The sequence below is a fragment of the Rhizobium oryzihabitans genome, assembly GCF_010669145.1.
In the GTDB taxonomy this organism is placed as follows: Bacteria; Pseudomonadota; Alphaproteobacteria; order Rhizobiales; family Rhizobiaceae; genus Agrobacterium; species Agrobacterium oryzihabitans.
The window spans coordinates 967087-984159 of sequence record NZ_CP048635.1 but is presented as its reverse complement, the minus strand read 5'-3'; the positions used below and the strand labels follow the sequence as shown (position 1 = coordinate 984159).

The 17073-nt window shown below is 60.0% G+C and carries 16 protein-coding genes and 3 pseudogenes; 16 read left to right on the top strand and 3 right to left on the bottom strand.

From position 1 onward, the window contains the following. Positions 1–48: 48 nt before the first annotated feature. From G3A56_RS21300 to G3A56_RS21230, 15 genes and pseudogenes are all read left to right on the top strand, one after another. Positions 49–936 (top strand): LysR family transcriptional regulator, encoded by an 888-nt coding sequence (locus G3A56_RS21300; protein WP_082185263.1) that lies wholly within the window; start codon positions 49–51, stop codon positions 934–936. 94 nt (positions 937–1030) lie between these two features. Then, entirely contained in the window at positions 1031–1984 is a 954-nt protein-coding gene (locus G3A56_RS21295; RefSeq protein WP_082185264.1) for a tripartite tricarboxylate transporter substrate binding protein, read from the top strand. A gap of 96 nt (positions 1985–2080) precedes the next feature. Further along, positions 2081–2749, top strand: coding sequence for a 4-carboxy-4-hydroxy-2-oxoadipate aldolase/oxaloacetate decarboxylase (locus G3A56_RS21290; RefSeq protein WP_003497850.1), 669 nt, complete (start codon positions 2081–2083; stop codon positions 2747–2749). A gap of 73 nt (positions 2750–2822) precedes the next feature. Beyond that, positions 2823–3281 carry a tripartite tricarboxylate transporter TctB family protein gene (locus G3A56_RS21285; protein WP_082185265.1) on the top strand — a complete coding sequence of 153 codons (459 nt, stop codon included), beginning with the start codon at positions 2823–2825 and terminating at the stop codon, positions 3279–3281. Then, positions 3278–4788, top strand: a pseudogene (locus tag G3A56_RS21280) (tripartite tricarboxylate transporter permease). The gene G3A56_RS21285 and the pseudogene G3A56_RS21280 overlap by 4 nt, the downstream one beginning before the upstream one ends. 44 nt (positions 4789–4832) lie before the next feature. Then, positions 4833–5818 (top strand): annotated as a pseudogene (denD, locus tag G3A56_RS21275) (D-erythronate dehydrogenase). After that, positions 5815–6570 carry an SDR family oxidoreductase gene (locus tag G3A56_RS21270; RefSeq protein ID WP_082185268.1) on the top strand — a complete coding sequence of 252 codons (756 nt, stop codon included), beginning with the start codon at positions 5815–5817 and terminating at the stop codon, positions 6568–6570. The pseudogene denD and the gene G3A56_RS21270 overlap by 4 nt, the downstream one beginning before the upstream one ends. Positions 6571–6579: 9 nt before the next feature. Further along, a complete protein-coding gene (locus tag G3A56_RS21265; RefSeq protein ID WP_082185269.1) occupies positions 6580–7515 on the top strand; it encodes a 2-hydroxyacid dehydrogenase in 936 nt (311 codons plus the stop codon). Positions 7516–7697: 182 nt separating this feature from the next. After that, on the top strand, positions 7698–8486 hold the full coding sequence (locus G3A56_RS21260) for an SDR family oxidoreductase (protein WP_082185270.1): 789 nt from the start codon (positions 7698–7700) through the stop codon (positions 8484–8486). Next, a complete protein-coding gene (locus G3A56_RS21255) occupies positions 8483–9190 on the top strand; it encodes an amino acid ABC transporter permease (RefSeq protein WP_003497839.1) in 708 nt (235 codons plus the stop codon). Before G3A56_RS21260 ends, G3A56_RS21255 begins: the two co-directional genes overlap by 4 nt. Next, positions 9187–9947: pseudogene (locus tag G3A56_RS21250) on the top strand (amino acid ABC transporter permease). The gene G3A56_RS21255 and the pseudogene G3A56_RS21250 overlap by 4 nt, the downstream one beginning before the upstream one ends. Continuing rightward, entirely contained in the window at positions 9944–10711 is a 768-nt protein-coding gene (locus G3A56_RS21245; protein WP_003497836.1) for an amino acid ABC transporter ATP-binding protein, read from the top strand. Before G3A56_RS21250 ends, G3A56_RS21245 begins: the two are co-directional and overlap by 4 nt. A 33-nt stretch (positions 10712–10744) precedes the next feature. Continuing rightward, positions 10745–11581 carry an ABC transporter substrate-binding protein gene (locus G3A56_RS21240; protein WP_082185272.1) on the top strand — a complete coding sequence of 279 codons (837 nt, stop codon included), beginning with the start codon at positions 10745–10747 and terminating at the stop codon, positions 11579–11581. Positions 11582–11674: 93 nt separating this feature from the next. After that, on the top strand, positions 11675–12349 hold the full coding sequence (locus G3A56_RS21235) for a 4-carboxy-4-hydroxy-2-oxoadipate aldolase/oxaloacetate decarboxylase (protein ID WP_003497832.1): 675 nt from the start codon (positions 11675–11677) through the stop codon (positions 12347–12349). Positions 12350–12417: 68 nt separating this feature from the next. After that, positions 12418–13449, top strand: a complete 1032-nt coding sequence (locus G3A56_RS21230) for an L-idonate 5-dehydrogenase (RefSeq protein ID WP_082185273.1) — start codon at positions 12418–12420, stop codon at positions 13447–13449. Positions 13450–13517: 68 nt separating this feature from the next. Here the strand turns inward: G3A56_RS21230 and ctlX are convergent, their stop codons facing one another. Both ctlX and G3A56_RS21220 read right to left on the bottom strand, forming a co-directional pair. After that, a complete protein-coding gene (gene ctlX, locus G3A56_RS21225; protein ID WP_082186024.1) occupies positions 13518–14441 on the bottom strand; it encodes a citrulline utilization hydrolase CtlX in 924 nt (307 codons plus the stop codon). Between the two features lie 11 nt (positions 14442–14452). After that, positions 14453–15502, bottom strand: a complete 1050-nt coding sequence (locus G3A56_RS21220; protein WP_082185274.1) for an ornithine cyclodeaminase — start codon at positions 15500–15502, stop codon at positions 14453–14455. 133 nt (positions 15503–15635) lie between these two features. On the opposite strand from G3A56_RS21220, the gene G3A56_RS21215 reads away from it, so the two are divergent. Beyond that, complete coding sequence (locus G3A56_RS21215) at positions 15636–16073, top strand: Lrp/AsnC family transcriptional regulator (protein ID WP_003497825.1); 438 nt, start codon at positions 15636–15638, stop codon at positions 16071–16073. A gap of 2 nt (positions 16074–16075) precedes the next feature. Here the strand turns inward: G3A56_RS21215 and G3A56_RS21210 are convergent, their stop codons facing one another. Next, complete coding sequence (locus tag G3A56_RS21210; RefSeq protein ID WP_425503386.1) at positions 16076–16963, bottom strand: GNAT family N-acetyltransferase; 888 nt, start codon at positions 16961–16963, stop codon at positions 16076–16078. Positions 16964–17073: the final 110 nt, after the last annotated feature.

Genomic DNA, 17073 nt, shown 5'->3' with positions numbered 1-17073 from the left:
GCGGTTTGATGTCATGATCGCGTTTTGAACCTGGGAGGTGAAGCGGGCATGTTGGATTTGCGCAGGTTGCGATATCTGGTCGCGATTGTCGATTGCGGCTCGATGTCGGCGGCGGCGCGGCAATTGGGGATTGCACAACCCGCGCTCAGCCATCACATCACGGAACTGGAGCGGCTGGTGGGGTTTCCGGTGCTTCACCGGCTGGCGCGCGGTGTGAAGGCGACGGAGAAGGGCGAAATCCTTCTTGTCCATGCGCGGGAGATTACGGAGAAAGTCCGGCAGGCAGAGGCGGAAATGCGGGCCATGGCCTATCTGGATGAGCGGGTGATACGGCTGAGCCTCATCCCCTCCTGGGCCACCGCCTTTGCGCCGAACATCATCAGCGAGGTTGCCGGGTCAATGCCCAAGGTGTCGCTGCGGCTGATAGAGGCACGCAATGACGAGTCGCTGCGCCTCATTCGCCTCGGCAAGGTGGATATGGCCGTCGCACTGGTCGGCGCGGAGGAGAAGGCCGACGATCTCATCGTCAAGGAGAGCCTGTTTGCGGTGTCCTCAAGACCCATAGGCCGCTCCATGCCGCTTGAGGCAGCGGCAAGGCTTAACCTGATCCTGCCGCCGAAGGACAACCCGCTTCGCGTATCGATAGATGAGGCTGCCGCCCGCGCCGGTATTAACCTGAATGTGACGATGGAAATCGATGGGCAGGATACGATCAAACGCGCCGTGAATGCCGGTATTGGTGCGACGATCCTGTCGTGGAATTCCGTGCAGCAGGAGCAGGAGGCCGGTCAGCTTCAGGCCGCCCATATCACGGATCCCGTCATCTATCGCTCCATTCATCTCCTGAAGAGCAGGGAGGTGGATGAGCGGACGTTCAGGCTGTTCCGGGACCTGTTGCGGGCGGTGGCAAGGCGCGAGCCGTCCCTTAACCCATAAACGATTTGTATGGGTAAGTTGAAAACTCGGTATTTGTGTTATTGATGGCTTCTTTCTAGCCTCCCGGATGAAAGCGTATCGGGGAGGAAAAGATATGCGTTTGAAAACATCTCTGTTGAGCGTGCTGGCGGCTGCGGGAATCCTGGCTGCGGGAGGGGCGGCTGCGGAATATCCGGAGCGGCCGGTGACGCTCGTCATCGGTTATCCAGCCGGTGGCGGCACCGATATCCAGTCGCGGGCGCTCGTGCCCTATCTCGAAAAATACCTCGGCACATCTGTCGTGGTGGAAAACCGCGAAGGCGCGGGTGGCCTCATCGGGGCGACCTATATCGCCAATGCCAAGCCCGACGGCTACACGATCGGGGCACTGAATTTCCCGTCCATGTATTCACCGATCGTGCAGGGCAATGCCAGTTACAAGGCGGATGCCTTCACGCCGCTCGCCAACCAGATCGGCGGCGATCTGGCGCTGACGGTCAACAAGGTGTCGCCGATCAAGACCGCCCAGGAATTTGTGGATGCGGCCAAGGCAAATCCGGTCGTCGTCGGCGTAACGGGCATCGGACATCCGAGCCAGATCACGGCGCTGCTGTTTGAGGATGCGGCGGGCGTCAAGCTCAATTTCGTTCCCTTCAACGGCGGTGGTCCCGCAAGGCTTGCCATGCTCGGCAATCACGTCACGCTCGGTTTCATGAACCTCAACGAGGTCTTCGCCGACAATCGCTCCGGTGCCCTTCGCGTGCTTGCGACTTCCGGTGCCGAGCGTTCGCCGCTTTCTCCTGATGTGCCGACATTCAAGGAGGCCGGCTACAATGTTCAGTTCAGCCTGCTTGCGGGTTTCGGCGCACCGAAAGGCCTGCCCGCGGATGTCGAGGCCAAGCTGGTCGATGCCTTCCAGAAGGCGCTGAAGGACCCCGACTATCTTGCCGACGCCAAGAAGCGTGAACTGACCATGCTGCCGCTGACCCAGGTCGAATTCGCAGACGCGCTCAAGCAGGGCAACGCCAATCTGGCCGAGCTTTGGAAAAGCAAGCTCTGGACAAAATAAGCGGCCGGGATCGGCAGCTTTCCCACTCTCAATCGAAATGACGTTTGGGCCGGCCTGTGGCCCAGGCATGACCGAATAGTGAAAGGAACCCGGCCAATGGCCCATGTGATCCGCAATTTCCAGCGCCCCTCCAAGTCCGATATCGAAGCGATCAGCAAATTCAGCCCCGCCACCATTCATGAGGCGCAGGGCAAGCTTGGTGCGCTCGATTATCGCATCAAGCCGATCAAGCCCGGCCTGAAAATCTGCGGGCCGGCCATTACTGCGAAATGCCATATTGGCGACAATCTGATGATTTTCGAAGCCATCAACCTTGCAAAGCCCGGCGACGTGCTGGTCATCGATGGCGGCGATAATCCCAATCAGGGCGGCTTCGGCGATGTGCTGGCCGCTGCCTGCATCGGCAAGGGCATCGTCGGCTTTGTCGTCAGCGCCGCCGTGCGTGATGGCAAAGGGCTGCGCGAGATCGGTTTCCCGGTGTTTTCCCTCGGTCTTTGCATGAAGGGAACCTCGAAGGATACGCTCGGCACCATCAACCATCCGGTTGTGGTCGGCGGTGAACTGATCAGCCCCGGCGATATCGTCTGCGGCGATGACGACGGCGTCGTCGTCGTTCGTGAAAAGGATATCGCAAAGCTCGTCAAATCGTGCCGGGAGCGCGACGACCACGAGAACCACATGATGGAACTGCACCGCCAAGGCAAGATGGATATCGAGGATCGTTATGAAATGATGCGGTCAAAGGGATGCGTCTGGGCGGATTGATCCGACTGGCTGACGTTTGAATACGCCGTGTCGCAAGGCACGGCGTATTCCTCAATGAGGGGAGGAGAAAATCATGGCCGAACATAAGACCGGCTCGAAACTGACGGCGAATATTCTGTCCGGAGCCTTTTTCCTGGTCGTTGCCGCCGGGCTCTATTACGGCGCGCGGCCGCTGAGCATGGGCACCAATTTCCAGCCCGGACCCGGCTATATGCCGACGGTCATCGCGGTATTGATGTTCGCGCTCGGCATGGCGCTGATTTTGCAGGATCTGCTGGGCAAGACCCGGTCCGAGGTGTGGGAGGCGCCGAAACTTCGCCCGTTCCTGGCTGTCGCCGGAATTGTCGGCTTTGCGCTGCTTATCGAGCCATTGGGCTTCGTTGCCGCCGCCTTCGTGCTGATCGTGCTCGCCTGCATCGCTTACGGAAGAATTCGCCCGGTTGAGGTCCTTCTGCTTTCCGCGGTGCTCATCATTGCCTGCATCCTCATTTTTGTTGTGGGCCTCGGACAGAGGATTGCCCTGCTGCCATGACCGATCTTCTTGCCAATATCGTTCTCGGTTTCGGTGTCGCTGTCACGCCGGTCAACCTTTTCTACTGCCTGCTGGGCGTTACGCTCGGCACGATGATCGGCATCCTGCCGGGCATCGGTCCCTCCGCGACCGTCGCACTGCTTTTGCCCATCACCTACACGATGCCGGACACGGCAGCGCTGATCATGCTCGCGGGCATTTTCTACGGCGCGCAATATGGCGGCTCGACGACGGCGATCCTCGTCAATCTGCCGGGCGAATCCTCGTCCGTCGTCACCTGCATCGATGGATATGCCATGGCCCGGCAGGGCAGGGCGGGCGTGGCGCTGGCCACGGCGGCGCTTGGATCATTCTTTGCCGGTACGGTGGCGACCGTTCTGATCGTCGTCGTCGCAAAGCCGCTTTCCGCGGTCGCGCTCGCCTTTGGACCGGCCGATTATTTCAGTCTGGTGATCTTCGGCCTTCTGTTTGCCGTCTTCCTGTCCAGCGGATCGCCGGTCAAGGCGGTCGGCATGGTTGCCTTCGGTATCGGTTTAAGTCTGGTCGGCATCGACCCGACATCGGGTGAGCAGCGTTTCACCTTCGGCATGGCCGAACTGTTCGACGGTATCGATTTCGTCGTCCTTGCCATCGGTCTCCTCGGCGTGAGTGAAATCCTCTTCAACCTGCAGCAAGGCGTGGAGCGGGATTCGGGGCGGTAAAGACCGGATCGCTGATGCCGACGAGAGAGGATTTCAGGCAGGCCTTTCCGGCCGTCCTGCGCGGCACGGCGCTCGGCTCTTTCCTTGGCGTTTTGCCCGGCGGCGGCGCCATCATGAGTTCTTTCGCGAGTTACGCATTGGAACGCAAGATCGCCAAGGATCCGTCCCGTTTCGGCAAGGGCGCGATCGAAGGGCTGGCAGGGCCGGAAAGCGCCAATAATGCCGGTGCTCAAACCTCCTTCATCCCGCTTTTAACCCTTGGCATTCCCGCCAACGGCCTGATGGCGCTGATGGTCGGTGCGATGATGATCCAGGGCATCACGCCGGGACCCGAAGTCATGCAGTCGCGGCCCGATCTTTTCTGGGGTCTGATCGCCAGCATGTGGGTCGGCAATCTTCTGCTCCTTGTGCTGAACCTGCCGCTGATCGGCATCTGGGTTCGCCTTCTCGGTATTCCCTACCGCTTCCTGTGCCCGGCCATTCTGATGTTCTGCGCAATCGGCGCCTTTGGCCTGTCCTACAGCGTCGTCGATGTTCTGTTCTGTGCGGTGTTCGGCATTGTCGGCTTCTTTCTGCGCAAGATCGGCTGCGAGCCGGCACCGCTGGTGCTTGGCTTCGTGCTCGGTCCGCTTCTGGAGCAGAATATGCGCCTTGGACTGCTGATCTCGCAGGGTAGCTTCTCGACATTCGTCACCCATCCGATCAGCGCCACCTTGCTCGCTTTGTCCGCCATCGTCGTGATCATGATGGCGATGCCGGCGATCATGCGTCGCCGCGAGGTCGTTTTTCAGGGCGACGATGACTGAAAACTCAATCGAGCCGGCCCCGCCGGTCAATCAAAGGTGAAATCATGCATATCCTGATAATCGGCGCGGCCGGAATGATCGGCCGAAAATTGACGCAGCACCTTGCTTCGGATGGCGCGCTTGGCGGTGTGAAGATCACCGAAATGACGCTGACGGATGTTTTCGAGCCGGCAGTGCCGAAGGGGTTCGGCGGCAAGGTGACGATCGAGCGCAGCGATCTGTCGAATACCGGCGTGGCCGAAAAGCTGGTCGCAAAACGGCCGGATGTGATCTTCAACCTCGCCGCCGTGGTTTCGGGCGAGGCGGAGGCCGATTTCGAGAAAGGCTATCGCATCAATCTCGATGGCGGGCGTTCACTGTTCGAAGCTATCAGGCTCAAACACCAGAAGGATGGATACCGGCCCCGGGTGGTCTTCTGCTCGTCGCTGGCCGTCTTCGGATCGCCTTTCCCCAAGGTGATCGGCGACGAATTCCTGACGGCGCCGCTGACAAGTTACGGCACGCAGAAGGCGATCGTCGAACTGCTGCTTTCGGACTATAGCCGCCGCGGTTTCTTCGATGGCGTCAGCATCCGCCTGCCAACCATCTGCATTCGTCCCGGTAAGCCGAATGCGGCCGCTTCCGGTTTCTTCTCCAATATTCTGCGCGAACCGCTGGTCGGGCAGGAAGCGGTGCTGCCCGTTGCCGATACCGTGCGGCACTGGTTCGCCAGCCCGCGTTCTGCCGTCTCCTTCCTGCTGCGCGCGGCAACCATCGATCTTTCGGGCTTGGCGTTCGCCGCAATCTCATCATGCCGGGGCTTTCGGCCACGGTTGCAGACGAGATCGAGGCGCTGCGCGTCTTTGCCGGGGAAAAGGCGGTTTCTCTTATCAAGCGTGTTCCCGACGAGCGGATCATCCGGATCGTCGACGGCTGGGCTGAGGATTACGATCCGCAACTGGCACTTTCGCTCGGCTTTCGCGCGGAAACATCCTTCGCCGATATCATTCAGGCGCATGTCGAAGACGAGCTGGAAGGAGAAACGGCATGAGTAAAGGAAAGATCGCGCTCGTCACGGGCGGAGGAACAGGCGTCGGCAAGGCGATTGCCGCAGCTCTGCTGGAGGATGGTTACAGCGTTGCGATAACAGGGCGGCGGCGGGAGGTTCTCGAAGCCGCCTCTGCCGAATGGAGCGACTACAGCGACCGCCTTCTGGTCGTGGCGGCCGATATTTCCGTTCCCGCCGACGTGGAACGGCTCTTTACGGAAGTCAACGAGCGTTTTGGCCGTCTGGACCTTCTGGTCAACAATGCCGGCATGTCGGCGCCGGCGGTCCATATCGAGGATGTACCATTCGAAACCTGGAACGCCGTGGTGGGGGTCAATCTCACCGGCGCCTTTCTCTGCACCCAGGCGGCGTTTCGACAGATGAAGGCGCAGGTTCCGCAGGGCGGGCGCATCATCAACAACGGTTCGATTTCCGCCACCACCCCGCGGCCGCGTTCAGCGCCTTACACGGCGACCAAACACGCGATCACCGGACTTACCAAGTCCGCCGCGCTCGATGGACGGGCGTTCAACATCGCCTGCGGTCAGATCGATATCGGCAATGCCAGCACGGAAATGACGCGCGCCATGGCAACAGGTGTGCTGCAGGCCGATGGCAGCACCGCTGTCGAGCCGACCATTGATGCGAGCATCGTTGCAAAGGCTGTGCTGCACATGGCGTCGCTGCCGCTTGAAGCAAACGTGCTGACCATGACCGTGATGGCGAGCGGCATGCCATTCGTCGGCCGCGGGTGAGGAGCGCGCATGAAGCCTGATCTTCTGCAAACCTACCCTCTTCAGCCGCAGATCGAGGCCGAGCTGCAAAAACGCTTCCGGGTCCACCGCTGGCATGAAATATCCGACAAGCAGGCGTTTCTGCAGGCAGAGGCGGCTTCGATAAAGGCTGTGGTCACCGGCGGCCATATCGGCGTCGACCCCGAGCTTGCCGCCTGTCTCCCCGCTCTCGAAATCGTCGCCATCAACGGTGTCGGTTTCGACAAGGTCGATCTTGATCAGGCCCGGGCGCGCGGTTTCAGGGTAACCAACACGCCGGATGTGCTGACGGAAGACGTGGCCGATTTGGCCATCGGCCTCTCCATCATGCTGCTGCGCCAGCTTGTGCGCGCCGATCACCATGTCCGCTCCGGAGAGTGGAAAAAAGGGGAGCTGCCGCTCGGCAACAAGGCGTCGCGGCGGCGCTACGGCATTTATGGCCTTGGCCGCATAGGCCGCGCCATCGCCACACGGCTGGAAGCCTTCAATGCGGAAATCTCCTATTTCAGCCGGCAAAAACGGGACGTGGCCTATGACTATCATCCGACGCCGGTTTTGCTCGCCAGTGCCTGCGATGTCCTGATCGTTGCGGCGGCGGCAACGCCAGAGACGAAACACGCGATCAACCGCGAGGTGCTGGAAGCTCTTGGCCCCGACGGGGTTCTCGTCAATATCGCCAGAGGCTCCCTCGTGGATGAAAAGGCGCTGGTGGATATTCTGTCATCCGGGGGGCTGAAGGGCGCGGCACTCGATGTGTTTGAGAACGAACCCCATGTTCCCGAGGAACTGATCGGTATGCGCAATGTCGTGTTGGCTCCCCATATCGGTGCCGCGACCCATGAGACGCGGCTTCAAATGGGTGCTTTGGTTCTTGCCAATCTGGATGCGCATTTTGCGGGGAATGACTTGCCGACGCCGGTTGTCTAGAAGGTTCTCCTAGACCGTGGGGTTCGCGCGCGAGGCGCGTATCTCCAGAGGCTGGGCTGTCGCATCGGCGAAAGCGATGTTGTCTCACTCATCCATACAAGTTGCTTATTACTCCAAAAAAAATCGGTCTTAGGCAAGCGGTGAAAGCTTCACTAATGTTTGGTCAACGATAGGGGACAAACATGCCATTCTCAGACTACAAGACCGCACTCGTTACCGGCGCATCTTCCGGAATTGGCGCAGCCGTTGTTGAGCGGCTTTGCCGCGAGGGGCTGGAAGTCCATGCGGTTGCCAGAAGCGCTGACGCTCTCAACCAGCTGGCGAAGCGCACGGGCTGCTTCGTCCATACCATAGATGTGACGGATCGGCCGGCGCTTGCAAAACTCACCAGCGAAGTCGCATTCGATGTCCTCGTGAACAATGCCGGCGTCGACCGCCCGAAAAAGTTTCTGGAAGCGGATGAGGGCGATATCGATCTTCTGATCGACGTCAACCTCCGCGCCGTCCTTCATCTGTGCCGCATGGTGGTGCCTGGCATGGTGGCGCGCGATCGCGGCCATGTCATTAACATCTCATCCATCGCCGGCAATTATAATTTCGGCGGCAACTCGACCTATCACGCCAGCAAGGCGGGCGTGGCGATGTTGTCCAACCAGTTGCGTCTCGATGCTTTCGGCAGGCGCGTGCGGGTGACGGAAATCTGCCCCGGCCGTGTTGCAACCGACATCTTCAATCATGTTCATGGCGACGATCCGAGCATTCGCGAGCGTTTCATCGATGGTTTCGAACTGCCGCAGGCGTCCGATATCGCCGATGCGATCGCATTCGCCATCGCCGCACCCGTTTCCATGAATATCGGCCATATGGAAATTACCCCGACGCTGCAGGTCATGGGCGGGCTGCAGACAGCCAAGCCCCAGACTGTGGGATATCCGGCAGCGACGGGCGGCTCTGGAGGTAAAGTCGCGTGAGCGGTTTCGACCTCTGGGCAATTCTGAGCAATGCGGACTACGTCTCGATGCTTTTGCATGGCATCCAGATGACGTTCATCATCTATGCCGGCTCCTGGCTACTCGCCATGTCACTGGCGGTCGTTCTGCTTGCCATTCGCCTGTCACCCTTCCGGTTCGGCGATCCGCTTGTGGCGGCCTATGTTTCCTATCACCGCAACGTTCCGACACTCGTGCAGCTCATGCTCTGGTATTTCGGTATCTTCACGCTGCTGCCAAGCGGACTGGGGAACTGGCTGTCGAGCCACAACGCGGAATCGATCTTCGCCATCATCGGCCTTGGCCTCTGTCAGGCGGCCTATTTCAGCGAGGATCTGCGCTCGGGCGTGCGTTCCATCAATCCCGGCCAGATGGAAGCGGCACGCGCGCTTGGTCACAGCTATGTCTCGGCGATGCGTTTCGTCATCATGCCGCAGGGCGTTCGCAATGCACTGCCACCGCTGATCAATCACAGCACCTCGCTGTTCAAGAACAGCAGTCTCGGCGTTCTGATTGGTGCGCCCGAGCTTACCCATGCCGTCAAGGAAGTCGAAAATCTGAGTTTCCGGACGTTTGAGGTCTATCTGGTCGCCACCGTGCTTTACCTGTTCTTCTCGCTGCTGATCATGGGTCTCGGAGCCTATATCTCCATGCGTGCCGACCCTCTGCGGAGGGCCCGGGCATGATCCACGACATGATCGCAATCATCCAGGACTACTGGCTGCTCCTCTTGATCGGCCAATATCCCAACGGGCCGCTCGGCGGCCTTGCCAACACGCTCATCCTTTCGGCGCTCAGCATCGCGCTTGCCTTTCCCGTCAGCATTCTGATGGCGCTTGCGCGGCTGTCCAAATGGCGGCTGCTGCGCTGGCCGGTCACTGCCGTGGTTTATTTTACGCGTGGCGTGCCGCTGCTGATGCTCATTCTCTGGAGCTACTTTCTCGTTCCGCTCTGGACCGGGGCCGATGTGCCGAGCTTCGTCACCATGCTGGCAACGCTCGTCGTCTATCAGGGCGCCTTCATGAGTGAGGTCGTCCGCGCCGGCATCGTATCGCTGGGGCGGGGCAGATGGATGCGGCGCGTGCACTGGGGCACGGATATTTCAGCGCGATGCGCTATATCATCCTGCCGCAGGCGCTTTATAATATGATCCCGAGCCTGATCTCGACCTTCGTGTCCACCATCAAGGACACGACCCTCGGCTACGTCATCAATGTGCCGGACCTGACATTTGCGGCAAACCAGGTGAACAACCAGCTCCTGACCCAGCCCTTCCAGGTCTTCCTCATTCTGGCGCTTGTTTATTACATCATCTGCTGGTCGCTGACCCATGTCGCCAATCGTCTCGAGCGGCGTATCGCCCGCCGGCGGGCCGGTCCGCGCGGCAAGCTCGCCGCCGACACGGCACCGGCCCCCGCCAATATTGTTACGGAGCAGCTATGACCGCGTCAGTTTCCGCCACTCAGGACGCCTACACCATCACGCTTTCGCAGGTCTGCAAAAGCTATGGCGATTATCAGGTGCTCAAGGATGTCAACGAAAACGTCACCCGTGGCGAAGTCGTGGTCATCTGCGGGCCATCGGGTTCCGGCAAGTCCACCCTCATCCGCACGATCAACCGGCTGGAAGAGATCAGTAGTGGTTCGATCATGCTGGATGGCAAGAACATCCATGCCCAGATGCGCGCCAGGGAACTGAACGCGCTGCGCAGCCGGGTGGGTTTCGTCTTCCAGAGTTTCAACCTCTTCCCGCACCTTTCGGTGGTGGAGAATGTCTCGATGTCGCCGATCCGGGTGAAGGGTGTTTCCCCGGCGGTCGCACATGAAAAGGCGTTGAAGCTTCTCGATCGTGTCGGACTTGCCGACAAGGCCAGCTCCTATCCCGCCCAGCTTTCCGGCGGCCAGCAGCAGCGCGTTGCCATTGCGCGAGCGCTTGCCATGGAGCCGCCGGTCATGCTGTTCGATGAACCGACCTCCGCTCTCGACCCGGAAATGGTCGGAGAGGTGCTCGCCGTCATGAAGAGCCTTGCTGCCGAAGGCATGACCATGCTCTGCGTGACACATGAAATGGGCTTTGCCCGTGAAGTGGCCGACCGCATCTGGTTCATCGATGCCGGCCGCATCCTCGAAACGGCGAAACCCGAAGAGTTTTTCAAAAATCCGCAACATCCCCGTGCCCAGCGGTTCCTCGCCGATCTGAGACACTAGGACCTATCCTCTATAATAACAGGGAGAACTGAAATGAACTGGAAGTCCATCACTCTTACCGCCGCATTGGCGACCTCCGCCGCGGTCCTGCCGGCCAAGGCCGACCAGCTCGACACGATCATTGCGAACAAGACGCTACGCTGCGCGACATTCGCAGACGTGCCGCCCTTTGCCTCGCCGGATCCGAAGACGCGCGAAATGGCCGGCTTCGACGTCGATCTGTGCGGCGCCATCGCCAAGGAACTCGGCGTCAAGGCCGAGATCAAGCCCGTTTCCGTTGAAGCGCGCGTTCCCGAAGTCAAGCTTGGCCGCGTCGATCTCTCGGTTGCCAATCTCGCCTACACCCAGAGCCGCGCTGAACAGATCCAGTTCAGCGACCCCTACTATCTGGCAAAGGAAATGCTGATTGTTCCGGTTGACGACCCCGGCACCAAGAAGTCCGACTTCGTCGGCCAGCGTATCGCGTCCAGCAAGGGTTCCACTTCGGAAATGTCCGTCAAGCTCAACAAGTCCGAGCCGCTGACATTCCAGGATACGGCGTCCGCTTACCTCGCCGTCCAGCAGGGCAAGGCGCGCGGCATCGTTGGCAACACCATGACGATGACCAAGTTCGTCAACGAATCCAAGACCAAGGGCAAGCAGATGCGGATGATCGAAGAGCCGATGCTCTTCCAGCCCATCGGCATCGGCATGGCCAAAGACAATCCGGCGCTGACCGCAAAGATCAACGAAATCCTTCGCAAGCTCGATGCGGATGGCGAAATCAACCGTATCTGGGACAAGTGGCTTGGCCCGAACACCGAATACAAGATGACACGCACCGACAAGGTCGTGCCTCTTTCCGAACTGAAGTTCGATCCGATCCCCTGAGCCCCGGCTCAGCTTCGGCCATCATACCAGCAATTCAAACCATCATCGGTCGGCGAGACGTTCTCGCCGACAGTTTCAACGTGGGAGGTTTTCATGATCCACATTAAAGATATCGCGCAGCGTCCGGACCAGGCGGATGTCGACGCTCTTGCCAAATTCTCTCCCGCCACGATCCATGAGGCGCAGGGACGTCGCGGCGCTTTGTCCTCGCGGCTGAAGCCCGTCGATTATCGCATGAAGCTGTGCGGCCCGGCTTTCACGGTCAAATGCGCGCCGCGCGACAACATCATGCTGCAGCTTGCCATCAACTACGCCAAGCCGGGCGACATCATCGTCGTTTCCGCCGGTGAATATGAAGAAGCCGGTTCGTTCGGCGACGTTCTCGCCAACGCCTGCCTCGCAAAAGGCATCGGCGGCCTGGTGACCGACACCGGCGTGCGCGACACGCTGCAGCTGCGGGATCTCGGCTTCCCCGTCTTCTCGCTCAGTGTCTGCATCAAGGGCACTGTCAAGGAAACCATTGCCGCGGTTAATGATCAGGTCATCGTTGGCGGCGAAATCATCAATCCGGGCGATATCATCGTCGGTGACGCCGACGGGCTGGTTGTCGTGAGACGCGAGGAAGCACAGGAAGCCGCAAAGCTTTCGCAGGCCCGCGAAGATGCCGAGGCCGGTTACATCGAAGCCTACAAGCAGGGCAAGTCGGTGATCGAGGTCAGCAAGCTCGAGGCGGTGCTGAAAGCCAAGGGCCTCGTGGTCGATATCTGAGACAGATCCAAAGACAATAGGCTTCGGCGGCAATTGCCGCCAAGCCCGCCTTTATGGGAGGAGCGAATATGAAAGCGGTTGTCATCCATGGAGCCAAGGACCTGCGGATCGAGGAACGGCAGGCGGAACAGCCCGGCCCGGGACAGGTCGATGTGGCGATCGAGGCAGGTGGCATCTGCGGCTCCGACCTGCATTATTACAATCACGGCGGCTTCGGCACGGTGCGGGTGCGCGAACCGATGATCCTCGGCCATGAGGTGGCCGGCACCATCAAGGCTCTGGGGGAGGGCGTTTCTCATCTGGCCGTCGGCGACCGCGTCGCCGTCTCGCCGAGCCGGCCCTGCAACCATTGCGAATTCTGCCTGAAGGGCCAGCAGAACCAGTGCCTGAACATGCGTTTTTATGGTTCCGCCATGCCCATGCCGCATATTCAGGGCGCGTTCCGCCAGCGCCTCATCGCCGAGGCATACCAGTGCCACAAGGTGCGCGATGGCATCTCCATCCATGAAGCGGCCATGGCCGAGCCATTCGCGGTCACATTGCACGGTGTCCACCGCGCCGGCGCATTGACCGACAAGCGGGTCCTGGTCACCGGATGCGGGCCGATCGGCGCGCTGGCTATCATCGCGGCCCGTGCCCATGGCGCCCGGGAAATCGTTGCGACCGACGTCATGGATGCGGTACTGCAAAAGGCGCTCGCCGTTGGTGCCGACCGGGTCATCAATGTCGCCAGCGACCCCGACGTGCTTTCCGCCTATTCGGCAAACAAGGGCTATTTCGACGTCCAGTTCGAAGCTTCTGGAAACGAAAGGGCTGTGCGTTCGGGTCTCGAAGCGCTGAAACCGCGCTCTACCGTGGTTCAACTCGGTCTCGGCGGCGATGTTTCCATTCCGCAGAATATGGTGGTCGCCAAGGAAATCGAAATGAAAGGCACTTTCCGTTTCCACGAGGAATTCGGACTTGCCGTCGATTTCATCAACCAGCGCCGGGTCGACCTGAAGCCGCTGCTGACCGGAACCTTCCCGTTGGAAGAGGCGGTCGCGGCTTTTGAGGCCGCCGGCGACAGAAGCAAATCGATGAAGGTCCAGCTGGCCTTCTGATCGAAGCTGGGCAACATGGCGGTATAAAAATGCAAGCGCAGAGATTCCTGCGCTTGCATTCCGATTTCTTACCGTGGTGTCAGATGAATACCGGCAAGCGTGCAGCGCACCGAACCGCCGGCCTTTTCAATGGTGGGTATATCCAGCGCCACTGGAACCGCGCTTTCGCGGATTGCGGCTACCTGCTCCGCCGTCAGCGAGGCGTATGCCGTGGTTGAGAGCGCAAGGATGCGGCCATCGCGGCCCTGCAACTCGAGCGCATTGCCGGCGAAGCTGCGGATCTGAGCGTTGCTGAGGCCGATGACCCGCCGCCCCGAACGTTCAAGCCGGGTAACGATTTCCGTGCGACGGTTCTCGTCGGCGATCATGTCGAGACCGATCATCGCGTAATCCGTGCCGATGCACATGAGGACATTGGTGTGATAGACCGGCACGCCCGCCTCGTCACGGGCATCGAATACCATCGGTTCGAAGTTGAAATGGGTCGAGAATCGTTCGAGCGCAATCGGATCGGTGCGGTCGGAGCGCACGGCGTAAGCGACACGGTCGATGTGATCGAGCACCATGGCGCCTGTGCCTTCAAGAAAAAGGCCGTCGGGCTCAAGGCCGGAATAATCGATGATGTCCTGAACGCGGTAGCGGCTCTTCAGCATCTCGATGACATCCTGGCGGCGCTCAAGCCTGCGGCTTTCCGCCTTCATCGGATAGATGGCGACATGGCCGCCCGCATGGGTGGAAAACCAGTTGTTGGGAAAGACCGAGTCGGGCGTCCGCGTGCTTTCGTCCTCGAAGAGGTGCACTGCTACGCCATGGCTTTCCAGCATTTGAGCGGCGCGGGTGATTTCACGATGGGCAATCGCGCTGAGGTCTTCGCCGCTGGCCGGTGTCGCCTGAAAGCGGTTGTCGGCTGCGGTCTCGGTATTAACCGTGAAATGGTGCGGCCGCACCATGACGACTGCGGCCGGAGCCTGAATGGAATAGGTTTTTTTCATCGTTTTCATCCTCAGCTCCGGGCGCGTTGCAGCATGCCGAAGAGGTCGCGTGGGTCATCGGGATCGGCGATGATGTCGATCTCCTGATAGAAGCTGGAGCCCTCAAGTTTTCCGCGCACGTAACGTAGCGCGGAGAAATCCTCGATGGCGAAACCGACGCTGTCGAACAGGGTGATCTGGCGCGCGTCTCGCCGGCCTTCGGCTTCGCCAAGGATCACTTTCCAAAGCTCGGTCACCGGATAATCCGGGTCCATCTGCTGGATTTCGCCCTCGATGCGCGTCTGCGGCGGGTATTCGACGAAGGTATCGGCGCGCAGCAGAATATCCCTGTGCAGTTCCGTCTTGCCGGGGCAATCGCCACCGATGGCGTTAATGTGTACACCAGCGCCGACCATATTGTCGGTCAGGATCGTCGCATATTGCTTGTCTGCGGTGCAGGTGGTGATGATGCCGGCGCCCTCGATCGCGGTCTGGGCCGATTTGCACGGGGCTACGGTCAGGCCGCTCCCACTCAGGTTCGCGGCCGTCTTTTCAGTGGCGCGGGGATCGATATCGTAAAGGCGTACTTCCTCGATGCCGATCACCGCCTTCATTGCCAGCGCCTGGAATTCCGCCTGCGCTCCGTTGCCGATCATCGCCATGACCCGGGTGCCCTTCGGCGCCAGATGCCGGGCGGCCATTGCCGAGGTGGCGGCGGTGCGCAGCGCCGTCAGCAGGGTCATCTCCGTCAAAAGTACCGGATAACCGTTGGAGACGGATGCAAGCAGGCCAAAGGCGGTGACTGTCTGAAGCCCATCGGCCATGTTTTTCGGATGGCCGTTTACATATTTGAAGCCGTAGATTTCGCCGTCGGACGTCGGCATCAGCTCAATGACGCCTTCTCGCGAATGGGAGGCGACGCGCGAGGTCTTGTCGAAGCACTGCCAACGGCGAAAATCAGCCTCTATGGCATCGGTAAGCTCGACGAGCATCTGCTCGATGCCGATATGATGCACGAGGCGCATCATGTTCTCGACACTGACGAAAGGGATCAGGGCTTTTGCGGACGGGGACAGGGGCATCTGGGCAACTCCTCACTTGCTGGAGCGAAGATATCCACTGTGCCTGTTCAACCGAAATCGCAGAAGCTTGTTGTTTCTGAAACTATTTTGAACAATATGTTCAGTCCAGTTGTCAATTCTGTCAGATATTCAGATGAGCATCGCAAAATACATACCTGATGAGCTCGACCGGCAAATCATTGCCCATCTGCGGGTCGACGGCCGCGCTTCGCTGGCCAAGCTCTCGGATGTGCTGGGTGTGGCGCGCGGAACGGTTCAAAACAGGCTGGACCGCTTGACGGAAACCGGCACGCTGCTTGGTTTCACCGTGCGGGTGCGCGAGGATTATGATGACCGGGCGGTGCATGCGGTCATGATGATAGAGGTGATGGGTAAATCCACCACGCAGGTCATCCGCAAGCTGCGTGGCATCGCAGAGATTTCCTCGCTGCACACCACCAACGGCAATTGGGACCTTGTGGCAAACATCCGCGCCGGAAGCCTCTCGGATTTCGATCGCGTGCTGCGAGAGGTCCGCATGATAGACGGCGTCTCAAATAGCGAAACCAGCCTTTTGCTCAGCAGCGTTTGAGCTCAGCCGCGCGGGGCGGGCATGCCGTTGAGTTGCCTGACAAAACGCTGCTCCAGAACCTCGCTTCCCCATTGGCTGCCCGGATGTTCTTCGACACATGCGAAACCATGGGCCTCGTAAAGATGCCGTGCGGCCAAAAGGCCGTTGAACGTCCATAGATGGGTCTCATCGAAGGCATTTTCATCCGCAAAGGCGAGTGCGGTTGCCAGCAGCCTGCGCCCGACACCGCCGCCGCGCACGCCGTCATCGACGATGAACCAGCGCAGATGCGCCACACCCGGCCCCAGATCCTCGCCATCGATTGCGACGGAGCCGATGATCTCCTGTCCCCGCATTGCGACCCAGATTGCATTTTTCGGGTTTTCCAGACGGTTGCAAAAGGAGGCGAGGCCTTCAGCCACAATGGATTCGAAGCGTTGGCCGAAGCCCGATGTCCGGGCATAATAAAGCGCGTGCATCTGGGTGATGCGGGCAATGAGGCCTGGTCTATAGCCTTCGACGATATCGATGGTGGGAGCCGCGTTGTCGCTCCGGCCTCCCAGCGCATCGGCGTAAAGGCGAAGTCCTTCGAGGATCGTATGGCCGTCCGCCGGCGTGAGCCGCGTCAGCGCGCTCGACACCTGCCTGTTTGCAAAGCTGTGAATGGCGCCGGCCCGTTCCTGCCCTTGTCCAGAGAGATGCAGCCGCTTGATACGACTATCTTCATCGTCCGTCTCTTCCCGGACGTCGCCGGACAGAACGAGTTTGCGAAGCATGCGGCTGACGCTGGATTTCTCAAGCCGAAGCAGCTTGCCGAGATCACGCGCCGTGATGCCCGGGCATGCGTCGATTTCGATCAGGGCATGCACCGCAGAGGGCGGCAAGTCGGTGCCAGCGAAGTCTCCGCCCATAAAACCGAGCTCGCGGACAAGCCGACGCGAGGTGGAGCGGATGTCGTTTATGGTGAGGGATTGTTGAGGCACGTTAAATCCATTATGGTTGCATGATGCAACGATAATCA